The sequence below is a fragment of the Pedobacter sp. 22226 genome, assembly GCF_052045455.1.
GTDB classification, from domain to species: Bacteria; Bacteroidota; Bacteroidia; order Sphingobacteriales; family Sphingobacteriaceae; genus Pedobacter; species Pedobacter jeongneungensis.
Window position 1 is genome coordinate 213261 of the sequence record NZ_JBQEPB010000002.1, and the last position, 21530, is coordinate 234790.

The window sequence follows — 21530 nt, forward strand, 5'->3', positions numbered from 1 at the left end:
TATGAAAAACCCCAACTTAATTACCGCATTGCTCATGCTAACAGGGCTAAGTGTTTTTGCCCAGACAGAAAAAAAGCCGATGGCTCAATTGATTAACGACGAATTTAAATTTGCTGCCGGTCAATATCAGGTGCTGGCCAAAAATATTCCGGCAGGTAAAACACCACAAAGTTTCGATAAAGGGAAATCTGTAAACTATGATATTAAATGGTGGTGCAGTGGCTTTTATTCGGGAAGTTTATGGTACATCTACGAACAAACCAAAGATGCCAGTATCAAACAGGAAGCCGAAGCAGCCTTAAAAGTAATAGAGCCTAACCAAACCTATACCGGAAACCACGATCTGGGTTTTATGATGTACTGCAGTTTCGGTAACGCCTACCGTTTAACCGGCAAACCAGAATATAAAGCAGTGATCCGGCGTTCTGCAGAATCTTTGGCTACCCGCTATCGTCCGGCTGTAAAATCAATCCAATCGTGGAATAAGAGCAAATTATGGGAATGCCCTGTAATTATAGATAATATGATGAACCTCGAAATGATGAACTGGGTAAGTGATAACGGCGGGGACAAAAAATATAAAGAAATTTCGGTTACACACGCTAATACCACACTAAAAAACCATTTCCGCCCCGATTTTAGTTCTTACCATGTGGTTGATTATAACCCCCAAACCGGAGAAGTAATTAGAAAAGCCACCTGGCAGGGCGCGGCAAATTGTTCAGCATGGTCGCGTGGACAGGGCTGGGCACTATATGGTTATACCATGATGTACCGTTTTACCAGAGATGAAACCTATTTAAAACAAGCCAAAGGAATTGCACATTTCATTTTAAACCATCCGAATTTACCTGCCGATAAAATTCCTTTCTGGGATTTTGATGCACAGGGCATTCCTTTTGCCAAACGCGATGCCTCTGCAGGGGCATTAATGGCTTCGGCATTGTTAGAGCTTGGACAATACACGTCAGGCAGCGAAAAAAACGAATTTAAATCTGCAGCCGAAACCATGATCTATTCGCTTTCGAGCAGTGCTTACCATGCAAAATTGGGTGAAAATGGCGGCTTTTTATTGATGCACAGCACAGGTGCTTACCCCCTGAATAGCGAAATAGATGTACCGCTTGTTTATGCAGATTACTACTATTTAGAGGCTTTGGCGAGGTATAAAAAGTGGTATTTGTAGAATTGATAAACGATAGGATTTAAATAAAAAGATTCGTCATTGCTAAGAGGAACAACGAAGCAATCTTCATACTAGTGATTCTTGCTATAAAGATTGCTTCGTCGGCTGAAAAGCCTTCTCGCGATGACGACTTTTAGCAGCTTATCATCGCGAAATCATTGTATATTAATGGAAATCGAATTATTATAAAATAGATTAAAACAAAATTGATGAAATATAAACTGATTTTTTCTGCCCTGCTTATTTTTTCGCAGTTGGCTTACGCACAAAAGAAAGCCAGTACCGGTGCCGAAGACCGTGCTTTTTGGGTGAAAACTTTAAATCGCATTGCTTATCCGGTAATCCATAACCTGGCCAACCAAACCTTGAAAAAGAACATGCCTTTAGAAAAAGCTCCAGGTTATGGTTTAAATGCCGCCAAAGTAACTTATTTAGAAGCTTTAGGCCGCACCATTGCTGGTGTAGCGCCCTGGCTGGCCTTGCCCGATGATGATACTGCTGAGGGCAAGCTCAGAAAAACCATGCGTACCGAACTTTTAAAAGCTTTGGCAAATTCGGTAAATCCCGAAAGTCCCGATTACATCAGTTACCGTTCAGAAAGTCAGCCTATTGTGGATGCCGCTTATGTTGCCCATGCTTTTTTACGTGCTCCAAAAGCATTATGGGAGCCGCTTGATGAAACCACTAAAAAGAGATTTATAGAAGAATTTAAGTCTTTGCGTACGCGAAGTGGCGCCTATAATAATTGGTTACTGTTTTCTGGCTTAACAGAAGGTTTTTTATTGAGCATTGGCGAACAGTACGATCCTGCACGTGTGCAGTTTTCGATCAATAAAATGAAAGAATGGTACGTTGGCGATAGCTGGTACAGTGATGGCGAAAAATTCAGTATGGATTATTACAATTCTTATGTGATCCACCCGATGCTGGTTGATTTGTTGAAAGTGTTGGTTGATAAGAAAAAGGCACAACAGGCCGATTATGATCTGGCATTGAAAAGAATGGTGCGTTATTCAGAATACCTGGAAAGGATTATTTCCCCGGAAGGTACTTATCCTGCTTACGGCCGCTCCATTACCTACCGCACTGCTGCCTTTCAGGCTTTGGCACAAACCGCTTTGATGGAAAAACTGCCCGAATATGTAAAACCTGCGCAAGTGCGCGGCGCATTAACCAGGGTGATGCATAATCTTTACGATGGCAACCAGAATTTTGATGACAAAGGATGGTTGGTGCTGGGCTTTAACGGTCACCAGCCCGAAATAGCCGATACCTATACTTCTACAGGAAGTTTATACATGGCTACACTTGGTTTTTTAACCTTAGGATTGCCCGCCACTAATAAGTTCTGGACAGATGCACCCGCCCCATGGACCAGTTTGAAAGCCTGGAGCGGAGAAAGCATAAAAAAGGATTATAAAGTTGAGTATTAATACCAATAATAAATATCGTATAAATATATTTGCCATAGGATCTGATATGAGTTCGGGTTCTACATCAAACTCAATTTTTAACCAATGAATAAATTCGAAAGCCGTTACGCTCAAAGCCCTAAGGAAGTTAAACACATGGATACCGCAGCCTTGCGGGAAAATTTCCTGATCGAAAACGTATTTGAGGCAAACCAGGTAAATTTAACCTTATCTCATTTTGACAGATATATTGTGGGCGGTGCAATGCCTGTTGATCAGAAAATCGCATTGCCAAACCCGGATGATTTAAAAGCGACCTACTTTTTAGAGCGCCGGGAATTAGGAATTATCAATGTTGGTGGAAAAGCAATTGTTACTGCTGACGGCGAGACATATGAATTGGATTATAAAGAAGCATTATACATTGGTAAAGGAACAAAAGAAGTATTTTTCGAATCAGCTTCACCAGGCGAAGCCGCTAAATTATACATCAATTCTGCTCCTGCACATCATACTTATCCAAACAAAAAAGTAAGCAAAGCCGAAGCCGAAATTGTAGAATTGGGTACACCTGAAACTGCTAACCATAGAATCATTAATAAGTTATTGGTAAATAGTGTATTGCCAACCTGCCAGTTGCAAATGGGTATGACCGAATTAAAATCGGGCAGTGTATGGAACACCATGCCGGCACATACGCACGACAGAAGGATGGAAGCTTATTTCTATTTCGAAGTTCCGCAAGGGCAGAGTGTTTGCCATTTTATGGGCCAGCCACAAGAAACCCGTCACATCTGGATGCAGAACGATCAGGCGGTAATTTCGCCAAACTGGTCTATTCATTCAGGCGCTGGTACAAGCAATTATACCTTTATTTGGGGTATGGCTGGCGAAAATCTCGATTATGGCGATATGGATCACTGTGCCATTACCGAACTGAAATAATTATTGCTTACCGTCATCTCGACTGAAGCGTAGCGGAATGGAGAGATGTAAAAACTGAACTTTAAACATCATGTCGAACATATTTAATTTAGCAGGTAAAACTGCATTGGTTACCGGTTGTAAAAGAGGCATTGGTAAAGCCATGGCTTTAGCTTTGGCCGAAGCAGGTGCCGATATTATCGGTGTTTCTGCCAGTTTAGAACTGGAAGGAAGTACTGTAGAAAAAGAAGTAACCGCATTGGGCAGAAAATTTTATGCTTATCAATGCGATTTTGGTAAACGCGAAAATACCCTGGCCTTCGCAGCACAGGTAAAAGCCGATCATCCGGTTATTGATATTCTGGTAAACAATGCCGGAACCATTTTACGTAAACCAATTGCCGAACACCCGGATGAATATTGGGATGAGGTAATTGCGGTAAACCAAACTGCTCCATTTATTTTAACACGCGAAATTGGTCGCGATATGATTGCAAGAGGTAGCGGAAAAGTAATTTTCACAGCATCTTTACTGTCGTTCCAGGGGGGGATTACCGTGCCTGGTTATGCAGCAAGCAAAGGTGCAATTGCCTCTTTAACGAAAGCTTTTGCAAACGAGTGGGCTTCAAAAGGTGTTAATGTAAATGCCATTGCACCAGGTTATATTGCCACCGATAATACGTCGGCTTTACGCGAAGATCAGGACAGGAGCACTTCAATTTTATCACGGATCCCTGCCGGAAGATGGGGAACACCTGAAGATTTTAAAGGACCAACTTTATTCCTGGCCTCACCAGCAAGTGATTACGTACACGGAACAATTTTAACCGTTGATGGCGGTTGGATGGGAAGGTAGTTTAGTCCTTAGCCCGGAGTCTTTAGTCCTTAGTCGGTGATTCAGAGTTCAAATAAGTCAAGTTTTTAAAACTTGACTTATTTTATTTTTTATACGGTCTGGACTGAGTACCCTGTACTCATGACTCTGGACTAATAAAGATTATAAATTTCCTTAATGTCCTTCAAGATAGCTTCAAAATCGATTTTTAAGTCAATTAATTTACCCGTGTGGATATCGAAAACCCAGCCATGCACGGTTATTCCGCGTTCGGTAATCGCTTCCTGTACTGCTGCGGTTTTTAACAGGTTTACACATTGTTCCTGAACGTTAAGTTCTACCAGGCGGTTATAGCGGGCGCCTTCATCGGCAATTGCATTTAATTCGTCTTTGTGGATGCGGTAAACATCACGAATATTTCTTAACCAGGGGTTTAAAATGCCCATATCGGCTGGTTGCATCGCCGCTTTAACACCGCCACAGTTGTAATGGCCGCAAACCACGATATGATTCACTTTTAAGTGACGTACAGCGTAATTTAAAACCGTCATCACGTTTAAATCTACGTTGTTTACAAGATTGGCCACATTGCGGTGTACAAAAGCCTGACCAGGCTGTATGCCCATTAAATCTTCAGCCGTAACCCGGCTATCTGAACATCCGATGTACAAAAACTCCGGACTCTGCCCTTTAGATAATTCGGTAAAATAATCAGGATCGATAGCCAGTTTATTGGCAATCCATTTTTCATTGTTCTTAAAAACGTCTTCTACATTCATGTTTGTGCTTTAAATAGCGTTTTTGGATATGTAAATTATAATCAGCGTTATTTTGGATTTTTATGTAGTTATAAAACTAAAAAAAGATTTTCTGATTTCTGCAAGTTTTTCGTCAGTAGGTGTGTCGTCCGAATTAAAATAGACGTGCCCCTTATAATCCATTTCCATATAGTTGGCTGTCATAAAAAAAGGTGTCGTAAATCCATCGGGGAGATCTGCATCTGTACCCACTGCAATTAATTGCACCGTTTTCCCTTTCAGGTTCCGGCCTACTTCTTTATTTAAAGTTACCCAATCCGTTAGCCTGTCGAAAAGGTTTTTCATCCTTCCGCTCATGGCATACCAGTAAACCGGGGTAGCGAAAATAATGTGTTTATGGTAAAGGATTTCCTTCGCAAACGTTTCAAAACGATCTTCCGCGGGATATTGGTTCTCGTAACTGTAGGGCATAAAATAATGCTCCAGTAAATTTAACTGGTCAAAAGCAATTTCTTCGGTAAGTTTGCCGATAAATTTCTGGGTATTCCCGTTTAACCTCGCACTTCCATTTATAATCAAGATATCGGACATCCTTGTTTTTTGTTTAAATAACAAGTTTCGTACTTAAATGTTTAATGGTTTTACAAGTAATGTAGTAAGAAAGCACAAAGTGAATTCATTAAAAAGGCTCAAATAATGCCTTCTATACAACAAAGCCGTCATCTCGATTGGAACACAGTCCCGAAGTTTCGGGTGGGAGAGATCTATCAAACAGATTTCTCGGCTGCGTTGTACCCGGTAACTATCGGGTCCGTTCGAAATGACGACTTATTGTAGTATTCTAATATTTTTTAGCTGGCAACCGCTACCGCATTTTTATTAATGTGGTTGGGAAGCTCTTCGAGGGTATATAAGTTAACCAACGATTCTCTCAATACGTTTTTTGCATTGTACCAGGTGTTTTCTTTGGTAAAATGGCATGCACCATTGCTCAGTTCAGTAATAATTGCACCAATTAATGTAGCAAAATGGTTTTCGAAAACATCGCCGGGATGGTATTTTATAGAAAAAACCTTACTGTAGTTTTGAAGTTGTGATTCAACCTCTGCACTCAGTTTTACCGGTTTGGCAACTTTTCTTTTTTTCTTTTTAAATAATCCTAATATCTTTTGGATAAAGCTCTGTTTAATGATTTTCTCTTTAAAAAGCTTTTTCTTGTATTCTTTAAGATCAAAAGATTTAAGTGATACGCTAAAATTAAGTTTCAGGTTATTTTCGTTAAATATTTCAAGGCTTGGTTTATCCCATTTAAAAACAATTGGCAGGTTACCGTTTGTGTTTCTGAATGAAAATGAAGAATTGAGATCCAGAACATTTTCGTGTTCATTTAACCGTTTTAAAATGGTTGGAATAAGATCGTCTGTTAAAGAGTTAGTGTAGATGTTAATGTAAGCACTCATGTTAAATTAAGATTAGCTGAATCGTTGTAAATAGCGGTAAGCCTTAGCGTTACGCCTTATTAAATGATAATTAAGGATATCATTGTATTGTTGAGCCTTCTGTTTTTTAAACAGATCAACTCCAATACCGATTAACTTGGTGATCTTAAAGAGAATTGGCGGTTTTGGTTTTTCATTTGTATATATGGTTGTTTGTGTGTTTTGTTTTAGTAGTGAAAATAATTTATGACCTAAACGGGCAAAAATACCGAAACGTTACAATTATTTTACAAATATCTTTTAAGCAATAATTATACCATAATGCTATTCTAGGATTTTAACCTTTCGAGCAGTTTTTTCATATTGCTGAGCTGTAAAATATTTTTAAATTCAGGGGTGTCGAAACCTCCCTTATCAATCACTTGTTTCAGGCTTCTGTTAAAGCTTCTTACAGATATGCCTAAGTAGGCTGCCATGTCTTCTTTCGAGATCGAAATGTGCTCGTCTGCCTGGAGTTTAAGCAGTTTTAAAAGTGCATATTCTAATGTGTATAGCTGCTGGAATGATGCACGTGTACTGGTTTGTATAATTCTGGTCGATAGCTCCTGGAGTAAGATTGTAGTAAATTCACTACTCTTGCTGATCAGTAAATGGAAAAGAGAATCAGGAATTACATAGGCGGTAACCTCGCTTATTGCCGCAACATTACACAAACAATCCATCTTTTTTATCGCCTCCAGCTCGCCCACAACTTCGCCTTTTCCCAAAAATTCGATAATAAAATCCTTCCCGTTTTCCTCAGAAATAAAACACTTGCTTATTCCATCTTTAATCACGTAAATATTACTGATTTTTTCGCCCTGTTCAATAAAGCGGTACCCTGCTTTAAAATTTTTAAGCGTAATGTTTACTTCATCATTTTCTGCACAGAAACGTTCGATAAAGGATAAAAAGGTAAGGTTTGTACGTAACATATTCTATCAACCGAGACAAATGTCCTTTTTTAAAGGATCAGGTCGCGCTATTTTTGTGCCACTAAAGTAAGCATAACAATGAAAAATAAGATTACCGTAATTGCTTTTGATGCTGATGATACGCTTTGGGTAAACGAACCTTATTTCCGTGATACCGAAGAGCAGTTTGCCGATCTTTTGGAAGATTTTGTGCCCCGCCACAGCATTATGGCCGAATTGTATAAAACAGAAATGGCCAATTTGCCGCTTTATGGTTATGGTATTAAGGGTTTTGTGCTGAGCATGACGGAAACGGCCATGCGGATTACAATGGGGAAAATTGACCCCATAATTGTGGAAAAAGTACTCGAACTGGGGAAAGAAATGCTCAATAAATCTGTAGAGTTGTTAGATGGAGTAGAGGAAGTGTTAAAAGCTTTACATGGAAAATATAGATTAGTGGTGGCTACCAAAGGCGATTTGCTCGATCAACAGCGAAAACTTACTAAATCGGGGCTTGATCATTATTTTCACCACATCGAAATTATGAGCGATAAACAGGAAAAGGATTATCAGAAACTGATCAGGCACCTGGATTGCAAAGCCGAAGAATTTTTGATGCTGGGCAATTCCCTGAAATCGGATATTCTGCCCGTGCTTAACATTGGTGGTCACGCAGCACACATACCTTACCACACTACCTGGGTGCACGAAAGCATCGATCATACCATCGAACACCCCAACTTTTATGAAATGGGAAGTTTGGCTGAAGTTTTACCAAAATTATAGAATGAAAGAAAAAATAGATATCAACACCTGGATCAGAAAAGATCATTTTAAATTTTTTAGCGCCTTTGAAGAACCTTTCTTCGGCGTTACCGTAGATGTAGATTGTACCGCTACCTACGAAGAGGCAAAAGAAAACAATATTTCGTTCTTTTTGCTTTACCTGCATAAATCGCTCGTTGCCGTAAATAGCGTAGAACCTTTTAGTTACCGCATTATAGATGGCGAAGTTTGGAAATACGATAAGGTAAATGCTGCGGCAACCATAAACCGGCCAAATGGCACCTTCGGATTTGGCTATATGGATTTTTGTGAAGATTTTGAAACATTTAAAACCGAAGCCCATAAAGAAATCGAAAAAGTACAGGCAACTACAGGTTTAATCCCTTCTTCATCCGGCGAAAACGTAATCCATTATTCGGCTTTGCCCTGGTTAAACTTTACTTCTTTATCGCATGCCCGTAATTATTCTCATCAGGATAGCTGCCCGAAAATATCTTTTGGAAAGGTTCGTGAAGAAAACGGAAGAAAAATAATGCCGGTATCTATTCATGTAAACCATGCCCTGATGGATGGATACCATGTTGCCCAGTTTGTAGATGCCTATCAGGATTTATTAAACAAAAAAGAAGTTAACGCTTATATTTAGCTTCGCGCTTTAGGAAATTAAACCTAAAAAATATTTAATACCCGGTTAATATTGGGAATTTATTTTCGGCAATGTTTATAGCAGCCGTTATTATTCCGTTCTATCTCCTGGCGATGGTAGGCATGTGTTACATGGATACTGTGTATAAGGCCATTATGTTTTTGGTGATGCTGTTGATTGCTACGTTTATATTGTTTTTATTTGTTAATTACCCTTTACAGTCGGCTATTGCAGTAATCTGTTTTATGGCAATGTTTGCTTTTAAACTGAAAGATTAATTAAAAAGATGAATTATCATTTGCAATCGAGAAAGTATTTGCTATTTTTGCTGCACAAGCAGGAAGCTTGTTTTTTAATCACCGGCTTGGTCATTCTGAATTGGTTATTGAGATTTTAAAATCCGGGGGATTAGCTCATTTGGCTAGAGCGCTTCGCTGGCAGTGAAGAGGTGATCGGTTCGAATCCGATATTCTCCACTTATAATTAACCTTCTAAATTAACTTTTAGAAGGTTTTTTTATGTTAAAAATGATCACTAAGTCCGGATGTATGCCTATGATCAGGTCAAAATTTACCACCTATCAGTTTATTGGTCAGTTTGTACTAACTGCCATTTTAATTGCATGTGTCCGGGCATTTTATGGAAATCTTCATGCTGCCAGGCCTGTTCCATTATTTTCGCGCTCAGGTTTGCCTGTTATCTTCTGTACCATAGTGTTACCAGTTTACATCATAGCCCAAATGAAGTTAAACTATAAAACCACGATTATCGACACAGATTTAAAAACGATTTCTTTTAAAATGTTCTTATTGCCCATAACCAGAACCTATCCCTTTGAGTATTTTGAAGGTTATATTCATACGGTTGTAAAAGATAAATATGGCGAATACAAATGCTTTTACCTGGTAAAAGAGGGAAAGCTAATGTATAAAATGTCGGGCCGGTTTTACAGCAATATAGATCAACTTCATGAGGGTTTATCTTCCCTGAAAGATCGGGGTTTCCTGAAATTATCAGCTTCCTTGTCTATAAAAATAGCCTTGAAAAAGCGGATTTTAGCAGCATAAAAAACTTCAATCTTTTATATTTTAAGTTTTATTAGTAGATAAGCACACATCATCTACCGATACACTTCAGATCGATGGCCTGGCATTCTGCCCGAAAGATATTGCAAAACAGCGCAAAATTATACCCTGTCTTCTTAATAATATAATTCGTACTCATTTGTTTGTATTTTTATATCAAAATATGGTATAATCTGGTTAATAATCAGCCATTTTAAAGTTTAGTATTTATTAACTTCGTTTATGTTGATTTGTAAGTTGTTGTAGGATAGATGGTTTTGTGTGTTAATGCGGTTGAGGAGACCAGGTTTGCTTTTTAAGCATTACTTTTTAAAAACACCATCTTGAGGTAGGGTAAATCTTTGTTTTTCGGCTTAACGCTAATGGAAGGTTAAGCAAATATGTTATTAAAACTTAATTATCTCTAACCATAAAACAAAACTAATGAAAACAAACAAAAAGATTTACCTCGGCGTATTTTCGGCCATCCTGCTCTGTATTTCAGTTTTTAGCTGTAAAAAACAAGGTATCGAAAACGGTGTTGAACCCCCTGTTAAAAAATCGGATCAAATGCATGAGTTTAATTTCGGTGGAAACAAAATCCTGATCAAAGAAGACAAAGGCACTTATTACCTCTCAGATGACATTATCTTAACTGAGCAACAATTTAACCTGTTAAAGGCCAATAGTAATGCGGCAATGTCGAGCACGGCAAGGGCGTTAATTATGAACTCGCTGGTAAAGCGGTGGACTAATTCGATTGTGTATTACAGCCTCAGCAATCTCGGTGCAGATACTGCCTCATCACTCAAAGCCATGCAGTACATTGCAAGGGTATCGCCACTTACCTTTGTTCAACGCACTTCTCAAGCCAATTACATCAATTTTGTTAAGTCTACCGGGAATAGCTCATCAGTAGGGATGGTTGGAGGGGCCCAGAACCTCAATTTATACAATTACAATACGCCCGGAATTATCATACACGAAATATTTCATGCTTTAGGCGTCATGCACGAGCAGTGCCGGACTGATCAGAGCAGTAACGTGGTAATCCATCCCGAAAATATTCCGGACGATAAGGAGTTCAATTTTAACCAGGTTTCGGTTAGCGGCTATACCAATTATGGTAATTTCGATTTCGAGTCGATCATGATGTACGAGCCTTATGCCTTTTCGAGCAATGGCCAGCCCACCATTACCAAACTCGATGGTTCTACCTATCAAACCAGTTATCCGGCCGCTAATATGTCGCCTACGGATATAGCTGGCATTAACCAGTTGTACACCGGTTTTACCTATACCGGTTTACCGGCAAATACCAGTTACGAAATTGCTTCGGCGCTGGATAATAACAAACTGTTAAATGTACCAGGCAGCGCTACTGCGGATGGTACCCAGATTATTCTTTATACCGATGGAAACACCAACAATGCCAGGTGGAATGTGACCAAAAATGCTGACGGGTACTACACCTTGTCGCCTTTACATGCATTAAGCAAAGCGCTTACAGTGGTTGGCAATGGTGTAGCAAATGGAACGAAGCTCGAAATCAGGACCAATACCGGCGACCCCACCCAGCAGTTTAACATCACGCCTGAAGCCAGTGGTTATTACATTATATCGCCCCGCAGCGTGCCTTCAAAAAATGTTGACGTTCCGGGCAGCAATACAGCCAACAGTACATTGCTTAATATCTGGAGTTACGGAGGTGCAAATAACCAGAAATTTAAATTTAATACGTTTTAAAATCATCTCTGCATAAACCTGTCTTATTATGCCCCGGAAGGTTTGAATACTTAACGGGGCATTTTATTTTTCAGTCGGCCAAGCGTTTAAACACTGCTAAAAACCTGATATAGAATCATAATAGATTCTAACTATTTCATTATAGAATTAAATGATTGGGATTAGTTATTATGATTCTCTAAATTTATATTATTCCTGTTTAACAGCAGGATGTTTAGCTGTTTATTAACAAAACATTATACATATGGAAAAAGAATCGAACGACATCAGTAAATGCCCGTTTCATAATGGTAGCATGAAGAGCAATGTAGGTGGCGGTGGTACCAGAAACAACGATTGGTGGCCAAAACAATTAAAACTGAGCATTTTGCGTCAGCATTCTGGTTTATCCAACCCAATGGATGAAGATTTTAATTATGCTGAAGCTTTTAAAAGTCTGGATCTGGATGCGTTAAAAGCAGATCTTCATGCACTGATGACCGATTCGCAAGATTGGTGGCCGGCAGATTTTGGTCACTACGGTGGCTTATTTATCCGTATGGCCTGGCATAGCGCCGGAACTTACCGCGTGGGCGATGGCCGTGGCGGTGCAGGAGCAGGTTTACAACGTTTCGCACCATTAAACAGCTGGCCTGATAATGTGAGTCTTGATAAAGCCCGTCGTTTACTCTGGCCTATTAAACAAAAATATGGCCGTAAAATTTCGTGGGCCGATTTATTGATTTTAACCGGAAATATCGCATTAGAATCGATGGGTTTTAAAACCTTTGGCTTCGCAGGTGGAAGGGAAGATGTTTGGGAAGCTGATGAATCGGTATATTGGGGTTCGGAAACGACCTGGCTGGGTGGCGACCTCCGTTACGCACATGGATCTGATGGTGCAGATAAAGCACATGGCGTATTGGTTAGCGATGATGATGCCGATGGTGATGTACACTCGCGTAACCTCGAAAAACCACTTGCTGCGGTACAGATGGGTTTAATTTATGTAAACCCTGAAGGGCCGGATGGCAATCCTGATCCAATTCTTGCTGCAAAAGATATCCGCGATACTTTTGGCCGTATGGCGATGGATGATGAAGAAACTGTGGCTTTAATTGCAGGCGGACATACTTTTGGTAAAACCCATGGTGCCGCTTCGGCAGATCACGTAGGTAAAGAACCTGAAGCTGCAGGTATAGAAAGCCAGGGTTTGGGCTGGAACAACAGCTATGCTTCTGGTAAAGGAGCCGATGCCATTACCAGCGGATTAGAAGTAACCTGGACCACCACACCCACTCAATGGAGCAATAATTTCTTCGAAAACCTTTTTGCTTTTGAATGGGAATTAAGTAAAAGCCCGGCTGGTGCACACCAGTGGGTAGCTAAAAATGCAGAAGCGATTATCCCTGATGCCTTTGATAGTTCGAAAAAACATTTACCAACCATGCTCACCACCGATCTTGCTTTAAGGTTAGATCCGGCTTACGAAAAAATATCCAGACGTTTCTTAGAAAATCCCGATCAGTTTGCTGATGCTTTTGCACGTGCCTGGTTTAAGTTAACGCACCGTGATATGGGCCCGATTGCCCGCTACCTTGGCCCTGATGTGCCTCAGGAAGAATTGCTTTGGCAAGATCCGATTCCTGCAGTTGATCATGCATTAATTAATGAGGGTGATATTACAGGTTTGAAAGAAAAAATCCTTTCAAGCGGTTTAAGCATTTCCGAACTGGTTTCTACGGCCTGGGCCTCTGCTTCTACTTTCCGTGGTTCTGATAAACGTGGTGGTGCAAATGGTGCACGCATCCGTTTGGCTCCGCAAAAAGACTGGGCGGTAAATAACCCGGCTCAACTGCAAAAAGTATTAAATGTGCTGGAAAAAATTCAGCAGGAATTTAACGGTGCTCAGTTTGACGGCAAAAAAGTTTCACTCGCCGATTTAATTGTATTGGGTGGTGCCGCTGCGGTAGAAAAAGCTGCCGGACATACTATTACTGTCCCTTTTACACCGGGCAGGGCAGATGCCTCGCAACTGCAAACCGATGTAGAATCATTTGGTTATTTAGAACCTGTTGCTGATGGTTTCCGCAATTACCGTAAATCAAAATCTCCGGTTTCTACAGAAGAATTTTTGATTGACAGGGCACAGTTGCTTAATTTAACGGCGCCTGAATTAACTGTGCTGGTGGGAGGTTTAAGAGCACTCGATACCAATTTTGATGGTTCAAAAAATGGGATCTTAACTGATAAACCGGGCCAGCTGACTAACGATTTCTTTGCAAACCTGCTGGATATGGAAACCCAATGGAAAGCCATTGCCGAAGATAAAGAGTTGTATATCGGCAGCAGCCGCGCAACTGGACAGCCAAAATGGACGGCCACCCGTGCTGATCTTGTATTCGGTTCTAATTCCGAATTAAGGGCAATTGCAGAAGTTTATGCCAGCTCAGATGCACAACAGAAATTTGTAAAAGATTTTGTAGCTGCCTGGAATAAAGTAATGAATGCAGATCGCTTTGATTTGAAATAATTTTAGAATAATTTTTCTCGTCATTCCCGCGCAGACGGAATCTTAATGCCTTTAGTTTTATGCATTAAGATTCCCAATCGGGTTGGGAATGACGATTTTTCTGACTGAAATTAAATTTATAATTGTTCGGCTATTACAATTAAATAAACTTGTTAATTGCGTAACTAATTACGTAATTTGTTTAATTTATAAATAGTTGATGAGCAATAATCAGAATATCTATATCATTGGTAAAGGCGTAATTGCAAAAGCATTGGCCGTTGCACTCTCATTACAAGGAAAAAATGTAACCATAATCCGTGGAAGTGTTGATCATGGTGAGGCTTATCAAGAAAATATCTTCGTCAGTACCGGAGATCAGACTGTGAATGCAAAAATAGCCATCAGCACGTTTGCCAGTCACGATAAACTCGACGGACTGATCCTTTTGGCCAATAAATCTTTTGGGAATGATAAACTTGCTGAGCGCCTGGAAAAATATGGAAAGGATTTGCCGATCGTTTTCCTGCAAAATGGACTGGGTGTGGAAAAAGCTTTTATCGGCCGGGGTTTTACCCAATTGTACAGGTGCGTGTTAATGGCTACCAGCCAGGTTATAGCAGAAACGGATGAAGTGCGTTTAAAAGTGGTTGCACCATCACCCATCGGAATAATTAAAGGCTCAAAAGAAAACTTAAAAGAAATTGTAAAACAGATTGATGCCAGGCTTTTTCCTTTTCGGATGGAAGAAAATATCCAGGTCCTGATCTGGAAAAAGGTAATTACCAATTGTGTATTCAATTCCATTTGTCCGCTGCTCGAAATTGATAACGGTGTTTTTCATAGAAATGCTGCAGCACTTAAAATCGGGGAAAAAATTATTGCAGAATGTATTGCTGTTGTGAATGCAAACGGTATAATGTTAACCGCTGATGATGTTAATCAAAATGTGCTGGCGATTAGCAAAATGTCTGACGGGCAAAAAATATCAACCTATCAGGATATACTGAATAAGCGTGAAACAGAGATTGAGACTTTAAATTTTGCAGTAGCTAAACTCGGTCGTATTTTTGGCTATGATTTGCCCTTCACTTCTATGCTAGGCGAAATGACAAGGCTTAAATCTGAGCTTTTTAAAGGGCAAAGGCAATAACTCAAAAGGTTACAAATAAAGTGATGATCACACCATATTTCATCAACACGAATTTGGGGTCAGGATTTTATAAATTTGGCCCTTATCAGAAAATTTATCAGATTTTCTGAACTAAAATTAAAAAGAGTCTAAAACTTATATTGCGTTAGCGCTGACAACGTTATTTTTTAATTTTTAGTATGTCCGTTTGTTCAAAAAAATTAAAATCTGTAAAAATAATCATACTATAATCTGATTAATACGGTTAAGTAAGACTTAAATAGCAAAATAATATTCTTGATTTTGTGGTAAAATAGTTAATATTGGGTAGATAAATCGTTTTATCCATAACCAAATATAATGAAGAGCCCAGGTACATTTACTTCGTATTGTGCAGTGCACCCCTGTGTAGTTAACACTGATGTCTGTTTATCCTATCCCTATCCCAATCCCGTAATTACAGGTTGTCCCACTGTTTATTGCTTAAAGCCTTCTGATTAATTTATTGATGATTTCCAGGTCAATTATTCTGTTTTGAATAGTTGATAAAACGTTTTACCCATAATTGGGTGAAGAATAGATAATTAATTAAACATTAACTAAAGCAAAACTAAATGAAAATCAATCTACTCAAGATTTCAGGGCTTTCTGTGCTTTTTCTGCTCAACAGTCCTGCATTTTCAATGAATCCGGTTGCCGCAAAATCTAAGCGGTTTTCTGGTCTGGACGTGCCTTTTGGCCATATTCAGAGCCGAAAAGTAATCACCGGAACCGTATTGGATGAAAAAAATATGCCCATCCCCGGGGTCGGCATTAAAAACATCACTTCGGGTAAAACGGCAGTAACAGATGAATCTGGTAAATTCAGCATCGAAGCCAATCCTGGAGAGGTAATCCGCTTTTCGTACGTGGGGTATCAGAATAAGGATGTAACCGTAGGAGAACAGAACAACCTCAGCGTTAAAATGGCCGTTGCCGAAGCGAGTAAATTGGATGATGTAGTGGTAATCGGTTATGGTACCGTAAAAAAGAGCGACCTTACCGGTTCTGTTGGGGTGGTAAAGGCCAGCGAATTACAGGAGCGCCCGGCACCATCGTTAAACCAGGCTTTGGCTGGTCGTATTTCGGGTGTGCAGGTAAATACCAACTCGGGTAGACCGGGCGGGCAGACCAACATTAAAATCAGGGGTTTCAGTTCCATCAATACCAGTAACAACCCGCTTTATGTGGTAGATGGGGTGGCTTTACCGGTAACTACCCAAACACAGAACAGTAACGCCATCGATTTTATCAACCCGAGCGATATTGCCTCGGTAGAGGTATTAAAAGATGCATCGTCAACTGCAATTTACGGTGCCAGGGGTGCCAATGGTGTAATTTTGATTACCACTAAAAAAGGAACTTCCAACTCGCAGCGGGTTACTTACGATGCTGATTTTGGCATTAATACCCTGGCTGCGCACCATGTTAAAATGCTCGATGCCAATGAATATGTAAAAGTTCAGGATCTGGCTTACGATAACATTAAAGTGTACGATCCGGTAGGATGGGCAGCAGGTAATTATGCTTCAACGCCTGTTCCTAAAGCAGCAAGGATAGCATTGCCGCAGTTTTTTGACAGTAACGGAAATCCATTGTACAATACCGACTGGTTAAAAGAATCTACCCAGAACAAACTTTCGCAAAACCACCAGTTAGGGTTTACCGGTGGAAATGAAAACAATACATACGGCGTTTTTGTGGGATACCGCGATGATGAAGGCTTGTTATTGAATTCTTATTTAAAGCGTTATTCGGGCAGGTTTAACTTCGAAAGTAAAATTAAAACCTGGTTAAAAGTGGGTGGTAATTTAAGCTACAACAACCAGAACGAAAATATTGTAGATCAGGGAACAGGCGGACTAAACTCAGTGCGTATGATTACTGAAGCATTTCCTTTCCTCCCAATTAAATTGGCTGATGGTAAATGGGGTGATAATAAGCTGATTCCATGGGCTGAGGGCGGTTCTAACCCGGTACACATTTTAACCGATCAGCGTTATGGCATGGTTACACAAACCTCATTGGGAAGTGTTTATTCGACCATCAGTTTCAGCAAAGACCTGGAATTCCGTACCCAGTTGGGCGCCAATATAGTGAGCCGAAACATCAATGAGTATAACGCGAAACAATTATACGGCATCTCAGACGGACAAAACGGAACGGCTAACGTAACCAACGATCGCGAAACTTTCTGGTCGTTAGAGAATTATTTAACCTATAACAAACGTTTTGCCGAATCGCACGCCATTAATGCTTTATTGGGTATTTCGTGGCAGGCCACCAATTTCTTCAGCAATACAAGCCACGCTGAAAACTTTGTGACCGATTTTTACGGAAACAACAATATGGGGTCAGGCAGTAAATCCATTACCGTGGGTTCGAGCCGTAACCGGTCTGCTTTTAACTCTTATTTTGGAAGGGTAAATTATGCTTTTCAGGATAAATATCTCGTAACGGTTACCGGTAGGGTAGATGGATCGTCGAAATTTGGCGATAACCATAAATTTGCCTTTTTCCCTTCGGCAGCATTGGCATGGAAAGCTTCAGACGAAGATTTTCTTAAAGGAAACAAAACCGTTTCTAACTTAAAATTAAGGGCCAGTTACGGTTTAAGTGGTAACTCTGAACTTCCGGCTTACCAGTCATTGGCTACTTTGGTTAACAACTCGGCCATCATTAACGATACCAGGGTAACGGGTATCGGGATCGGAAGGCTGGCCAATCCGGATCTGGTTTGGGAAAAAACTGCGCAGGTTGATGCGGGTCTGGAACTGGGTTTATTTAACAACCGCATTAATTTAGAAGCCGATTTGTATTACAGGAAAACAACTGATATGTTGCTTGACGCACCGGTGCCTCGTACTTCAGGTTTCTCGGTAATCAGGAAAAATGTGGGTTCGATGCAGAACAAAGGTTTGGATTTAGGTATAAACACGGTAAACATTCAAACGGACGATTTTACCTGGAAAACCAGTTTCAACATTTCTCTTAACCGTAATAAAGTGCTTTCTTTGGCTACGCCGGATGATATTTTTGGTGTAGGTAACCCGAATTTCACTAACCAGACGGGTATTATCAGGGTAGGCGAGCCGGTAGGTTCATTCTGGGGATTAGTGCGTTTAGGCACCTGGAGCGAGGCCGAAAGGGCAGAGGCTGCTAAATATGTGAGCTACCGTGGTGGTAAAACATTGCTTCCGGGCGATATTAAATACCTGGATGTAAACGGTGATCATGCCATTACCGATGCCGACCGTCAGATTATCGGAAACGGTACGCCAAAAGGATGGGGATCGTTCTCCAACTCCTTCCGTTATAAAAATTTAGACCTGATTGTAGAACTTCAATATTCTTACGGTAATGATGTACTAAACATGACGCACCACTCTGGTGAAGACAGACAGGTACAGGCCAACAGTTTTGCCAGTGTATTAAACGCCTGGACGCCTCAAAACCAGGATACACCGATTGCGGCGATCAGGGATCAGGCTGCTGGTTATGTTACCAACGTAGATACCCACTGGCTGGAAGATGGTTCTTTCATCCGCGGTAAAAACCTTTTACTGGGTTATACCTTTAACAAAACGCTGGTAGAAAAATTGCGCTTAAACAGGCTTCGCGTTTATGCATCTGTTCAGAATTTCTTCCTGGCTACCAAATATACCGGTAACGATCCGGAGGTAACCACCTATGGAAACGTATTTGCACAGGGACAAACATTTTTTGATTATCCAAAACCAACCACTTTTATGGTAGGCCTAAACATTGGATTATAATATTAACTTAAGAAAGAATATTAAAATGAAAATCAATATAAAAAATATCGCTGCCCTGTTATTGCTAGGTGGCGCTATCATCGGAAATTCGGGATGTAAGAAGTTTTTGGATGAAACCGATCCGACCAATCTTTCGCCCAACAGTTTTTATACTCTGCCAGAACATGCCGAAGCAGGTATTGCAGCGGTTTATTCGGAAATCAGGTTTATTGGCAATGGTGCTGGTATTTTCTCCAACAACTGGCAAATGCTCGATGCACCGACGGGGATCCAGACTACAGAAACTGCGCAAAACTCAGATCTGAACAACTTATATTCACTGATTTATGATGGTTCTAACCTACATATTAACCAAAACTGGAATGGTTTTTACAAAGTGATTGCGCAGGCCAATTTAGTGTTGGATAAAGTACCGGGCATTAACCCGATGGATGCTGCACAAAAGAAAAGGATTCTGGGAGAAGCGTCTTTTATCAGGGCCTGGGCCTATTTCTACCTGGTGCGTTTATGGGGCGATGTGCCGTTAATTACCAAGCCGATTACCAGTCCTAATGATCCTAATTTTGCCCCTTCCAGAACACCACAGGAGCAGGTTTACAAACAGATTGTAGATGACCTTGTTTCGGCGGAAGCTGCAGGTTTACCTTACATGGATGGAAGCGGACGTGTTTCTACAGCTGCTATTAAGTCAGAACTGGCTAAAGTTTATTTAACCATGGCTGGTCAGCCACTGAACAAAGGTGCTGCCTATTACAGACTTGCGGCTGATAAAGCAAAAGAAGTGGTTGATTATGCAACTGCAAATGCAGGAAGTCTTGGTTTGTACACCACTTATGGTGCCATACACGATGCTAAAAACGATAATAAACTGGAACACCTTTTCGGCATTCAATATAATGATGCAGCCGGCGCAGGTAATCCCTTACAATCGTCTTATTTACCATTGCACCAGCCTTTGGTTTCAAAAATCGACGGTATTGGTACTTCAATTCCTACCCAGAGTTTTTACGGCTCTTACGAGGCAGGCGATTTAAGGGCGAAAAACAGGGATGGCTATTTCTTTACCGATTATTATACCGATGGATTTAAATTACCATTGATTAACCGTGGCAAGCCTTATATTTTTAAACACTTTGATATCATCGCAAATGGTACGCTGGGTGTAGAAGGTACCAGCAGGAGTGATTTAAACATTCCGCAGATTCGTTTTGCCGAAACGTTGTTAATTTATGCGGAAGCGCAGAACAGGGCCGATGGAGCGCCAAATGCGGCAGCTTATACCGCGGTAAATGCCATCAGGAAAAGAGCACAACTGGCTGATCTGGCAGGTTTAAGTCAAACACAGTTTGAAGAAGCTGTATGGAGAGAGCGCTGGCATGAACTATGTTACGAAGGTATTACCTGGTTCGATATGGTGCGCCTGCGTAAAGTGTACAATGAAGATACCAATGGTTTCGATAACTTTGTTGGCCACATTAACAAAAGTGTAAACCAACCTTTGCAGACTAAACATTTGCTGTTCCCGATTCCTACACCAGAAATCAAAAATAACCCTAATTTAACTCCAAATCCGGGTTATTAGAAGGGATTTAATGGTCGGTGTTGCACCGGCCAAAAATAATATTTAATAAAGAACGGGTGCCGGATATAGTCTGGCACCCGTTTTTGTTAGCGGGGTTGAATAAAAGTTTCCTCATTCCTGCGCAGGCAGGAATCATTATGTAATCCTAATGGTGGGTGTCTCACCGGCCATAAATATTGGTCACCCGGTTTTTCTAATAAACTATTTTCGAACCATCGTTTTTGTTGCAGTGGGGATGGAAGGAAAAAAACGATTTTATCACTTTTTATTTGAGTAATTGTGCATTACAAATGCAAATCTCACTAGTCCTCGTTAAAGACCGAAGCAACGCGTAGTGAGAATTTACGCATGATTCTCCGTGTTTTTCTGCGCTTCTGTAGCAAACAATTACAGAAAATACATGATACCTTATCTATGTGTATCTGTGTCATCTGTGGTCAAAAATCCTTGTTCAGCCTTCAGGATAACAGCAGCCGAAGAGTCTTTTACAGTTAAAATGTCGAGATCCCCAAATTAATTACATCGTTGTAAATTCAAACTGACGCAGTTTTTGGGCTTATCTGGATTATAGTTTTTTACATCTCGCCCCACTCGTTTTTATATTAGATAAAATAAGCCTAACCAAATAACCATGTTCAAAAATCAACCAACATACCCCAAGGGTGGTATTATTCATTTTTTTTCCGGCTGATTTCTCATTTAATCAGAAAACCTTTTACCAGTTTTTGTTCAGCCGTACCCATTTCAATATTGAGATT

General features: G+C 40.4%; 17 protein-coding genes and 1 tRNA gene. 14 read left to right on the top strand and 4 right to left on the bottom strand.

The features are described 5' to 3' along the window. Window position 1 precedes the first annotated feature (1 nt). The 4 genes from ACTJKC_RS04355 to ACTJKC_RS04370 all read left to right on the top strand — a co-directional run bounded on the left by ACTJKC_RS04355 (window position 2) and on the right by ACTJKC_RS04370 (window position 4378). Complete coding sequence (locus tag ACTJKC_RS04355; protein WP_344848611.1) at window positions 2-1186, top strand: glycoside hydrolase family 88 protein; 1185 nt, start codon at window positions 2-4, stop codon at window positions 1184-1186. A 209-nt stretch (window positions 1187-1395) separates the two neighbouring features. After that, the gene (locus ACTJKC_RS04360; RefSeq protein WP_440790446.1) at window positions 1396-2619 is read left to right on the top strand and encodes a DUF2264 domain-containing protein; all 1224 of its coding nucleotides are present in this window, start codon (window positions 1396-1398) and stop codon (window positions 2617-2619) included. Between the two features lie 84 nt (window positions 2620-2703). Beyond that, window positions 2704-3543, top strand: a complete 840-nt coding sequence (kduI, locus tag ACTJKC_RS04365) for a 5-dehydro-4-deoxy-D-glucuronate isomerase (protein ID WP_344848617.1) — start codon at window positions 2704-2706, stop codon at window positions 3541-3543. Between the two features lie 70 nt (window positions 3544-3613). Beyond that, window positions 3614-4378 carry an SDR family NAD(P)-dependent oxidoreductase gene (locus ACTJKC_RS04370; RefSeq protein ID WP_440790447.1) on the top strand — a complete coding sequence of 255 codons (765 nt, stop codon included), beginning with the start codon at window positions 3614-3616 and terminating at the stop codon, window positions 4376-4378. Between the two features lie 131 nt (window positions 4379-4509). Here the strand turns inward: ACTJKC_RS04370 and ACTJKC_RS04375 are convergent, their stop codons facing one another. From ACTJKC_RS04375 to ACTJKC_RS04390, 4 genes are all read right to left on the bottom strand, one after another. Then, a complete protein-coding gene (locus ACTJKC_RS04375; protein ID WP_440790448.1) occupies window positions 4510-5136 on the bottom strand; it encodes a carbonic anhydrase in 627 nt (208 codons plus the stop codon). A gap of 60 nt (window positions 5137-5196) precedes the next feature. Further along, entirely contained in the window at window positions 5197-5706 is a 510-nt protein-coding gene (locus ACTJKC_RS04380) for a flavodoxin family protein (RefSeq protein WP_344848626.1), read from the bottom strand. A 260-nt stretch (window positions 5707-5966) separates the two neighbouring features. Beyond that, entirely contained in the window at window positions 5967-6575 is a 609-nt protein-coding gene (locus ACTJKC_RS04385) for a hypothetical protein (RefSeq protein ID WP_344848629.1), read from the bottom strand. Between the two features lie 308 nt (window positions 6576-6883). Continuing rightward, complete coding sequence (locus ACTJKC_RS04390; protein ID WP_440790449.1) at window positions 6884-7528, bottom strand: Crp/Fnr family transcriptional regulator; 645 nt, start codon at window positions 7526-7528, stop codon at window positions 6884-6886. Between the two features lie 78 nt (window positions 7529-7606). On the opposite strand from ACTJKC_RS04390, the gene ACTJKC_RS04395 reads away from it, so the two are divergent. The 10 genes from ACTJKC_RS04395 to ACTJKC_RS04440 all read left to right on the top strand — a co-directional run bounded on the left by ACTJKC_RS04395 (window position 7607) and on the right by ACTJKC_RS04440 (window position 20772). Beyond that, the gene (locus ACTJKC_RS04395) at window positions 7607-8296 is read left to right on the top strand and encodes an HAD family hydrolase (protein ID WP_440790450.1); all 690 of its coding nucleotides are present in this window, start codon (window positions 7607-7609) and stop codon (window positions 8294-8296) included. Between the two features lies 1 nt (window position 8297). Beyond that, window positions 8298-8942 carry a CatA-like O-acetyltransferase gene (locus ACTJKC_RS04400; protein WP_440790451.1) on the top strand — a complete coding sequence of 215 codons (645 nt, stop codon included), beginning with the start codon at window positions 8298-8300 and terminating at the stop codon, window positions 8940-8942. A gap of 71 nt (window positions 8943-9013) precedes the next feature. Next, window positions 9014-9220, top strand: coding sequence for a hypothetical protein (locus ACTJKC_RS04405; RefSeq protein ID WP_344848640.1), 207 nt, complete (start codon window positions 9014-9016; stop codon window positions 9218-9220). Window positions 9221-9344: 124 nt separating this feature from the next. Further along, window positions 9345-9418: transfer RNA gene (locus ACTJKC_RS04410), tRNA-Ala, on the top strand. 78 nt (window positions 9419-9496) lie between these two features. Continuing rightward, window positions 9497-10009, top strand: a complete 513-nt coding sequence (locus ACTJKC_RS04415) for a hypothetical protein (RefSeq protein ID WP_440790452.1) — start codon at window positions 9497-9499, stop codon at window positions 10007-10009. Window positions 10010-10450: 441 nt separating this feature from the next. Continuing rightward, the gene (locus ACTJKC_RS04420) at window positions 10451-11752 is read left to right on the top strand and encodes a M12 family metallopeptidase (protein WP_440790453.1); all 1302 of its coding nucleotides are present in this window, start codon (window positions 10451-10453) and stop codon (window positions 11750-11752) included. 244 nt (window positions 11753-11996) lie between these two features. After that, window positions 11997-14264, top strand: a complete 2268-nt coding sequence (gene katG, locus ACTJKC_RS04425) for a catalase/peroxidase HPI (RefSeq protein WP_440790454.1) — start codon at window positions 11997-11999, stop codon at window positions 14262-14264. A 199-nt stretch (window positions 14265-14463) separates the two neighbouring features. Further along, complete coding sequence (locus tag ACTJKC_RS04430; RefSeq protein WP_440790455.1) at window positions 14464-15396, top strand: ketopantoate reductase family protein; 933 nt, start codon at window positions 14464-14466, stop codon at window positions 15394-15396. Window positions 15397-15989: 593 nt separating this feature from the next. Then, window positions 15990-19190 (top strand): SusC/RagA family TonB-linked outer membrane protein, encoded by a 3201-nt coding sequence (locus ACTJKC_RS04435; protein WP_440790456.1) that lies wholly within the window; start codon window positions 15990-15992, stop codon window positions 19188-19190. A gap of 25 nt (window positions 19191-19215) precedes the next feature. Continuing rightward, window positions 19216-20772, top strand: coding sequence for a RagB/SusD family nutrient uptake outer membrane protein (locus tag ACTJKC_RS04440; protein WP_440790457.1), 1557 nt, complete (start codon window positions 19216-19218; stop codon window positions 20770-20772). Window positions 20773-21530 lie beyond the last annotated feature (758 nt).

Bases quoted from the DNA above. Each gene is read 5' to 3' on its own strand.
- ACTJKC_RS04355 (WP_344848611.1), top strand. From the start codon at position 2: ATGAAAAACCCCAACTTAATTACCGCATTGCTCATGCTAACAGGGCTA.
- ACTJKC_RS04360 (WP_440790446.1), top strand. From the start codon at position 1,396: ATGAAATATAAACTGATTTTTTCTGCCCTGCTTATTTTTTCGCAGTTG.
- kduI (WP_344848617.1), top strand. From the start codon at position 2,704: ATGAATAAATTCGAAAGCCGTTACGCTCAAAGCCCTAAGGAAGTTAAA.
- ACTJKC_RS04370 (WP_440790447.1), top strand. From the start codon at position 3,614: ATGTCGAACATATTTAATTTAGCAGGTAAAACTGCATTGGTTACCGGT.
- ACTJKC_RS04375 (WP_440790448.1), bottom strand. From the start codon at position 5,136: ATGAATGTAGAAGACGTTTTTAAGAACAATGAAAAATGGATTGCCAAT.
- ACTJKC_RS04380 (WP_344848626.1), bottom strand. From the start codon at position 5,706: ATGTCCGATATCTTGATTATAAATGGAAGTGCGAGGTTAAACGGGAAT.
- ACTJKC_RS04385 (WP_344848629.1), bottom strand. From the start codon at position 6,575: ATGAGTGCTTACATTAACATCTACACTAACTCTTTAACAGACGATCTT.
- ACTJKC_RS04390 (WP_440790449.1), bottom strand. From the start codon at position 7,528: ATGTTACGTACAAACCTTACCTTTTTATCCTTTATCGAACGTTTCTGT.
- ACTJKC_RS04395 (WP_440790450.1), top strand. From the start codon at position 7,607: ATGAAAAATAAGATTACCGTAATTGCTTTTGATGCTGATGATACGCTT.
- ACTJKC_RS04400 (WP_440790451.1), top strand. From the start codon at position 8,298: ATGAAAGAAAAAATAGATATCAACACCTGGATCAGAAAAGATCATTTT.
- ACTJKC_RS04405 (WP_344848640.1), top strand. From the start codon at position 9,014: ATGTTTATAGCAGCCGTTATTATTCCGTTCTATCTCCTGGCGATGGTA.
- ACTJKC_RS04415 (WP_440790452.1), top strand. From the start codon at position 9,497: ATGATCAGGTCAAAATTTACCACCTATCAGTTTATTGGTCAGTTTGTA.
- ACTJKC_RS04420 (WP_440790453.1), top strand. From the start codon at position 10,451: ATGAAAACAAACAAAAAGATTTACCTCGGCGTATTTTCGGCCATCCTG.
- katG (WP_440790454.1), top strand. From the start codon at position 11,997: ATGGAAAAAGAATCGAACGACATCAGTAAATGCCCGTTTCATAATGGT.
- ACTJKC_RS04430 (WP_440790455.1), top strand. From the start codon at position 14,464: ATGAGCAATAATCAGAATATCTATATCATTGGTAAAGGCGTAATTGCA.
- ACTJKC_RS04435 (WP_440790456.1), top strand. From the start codon at position 15,990: ATGAAAATCAATCTACTCAAGATTTCAGGGCTTTCTGTGCTTTTTCTG.
- ACTJKC_RS04440 (WP_440790457.1), top strand. From the start codon at position 19,216: ATGAAAATCAATATAAAAAATATCGCTGCCCTGTTATTGCTAGGTGGC.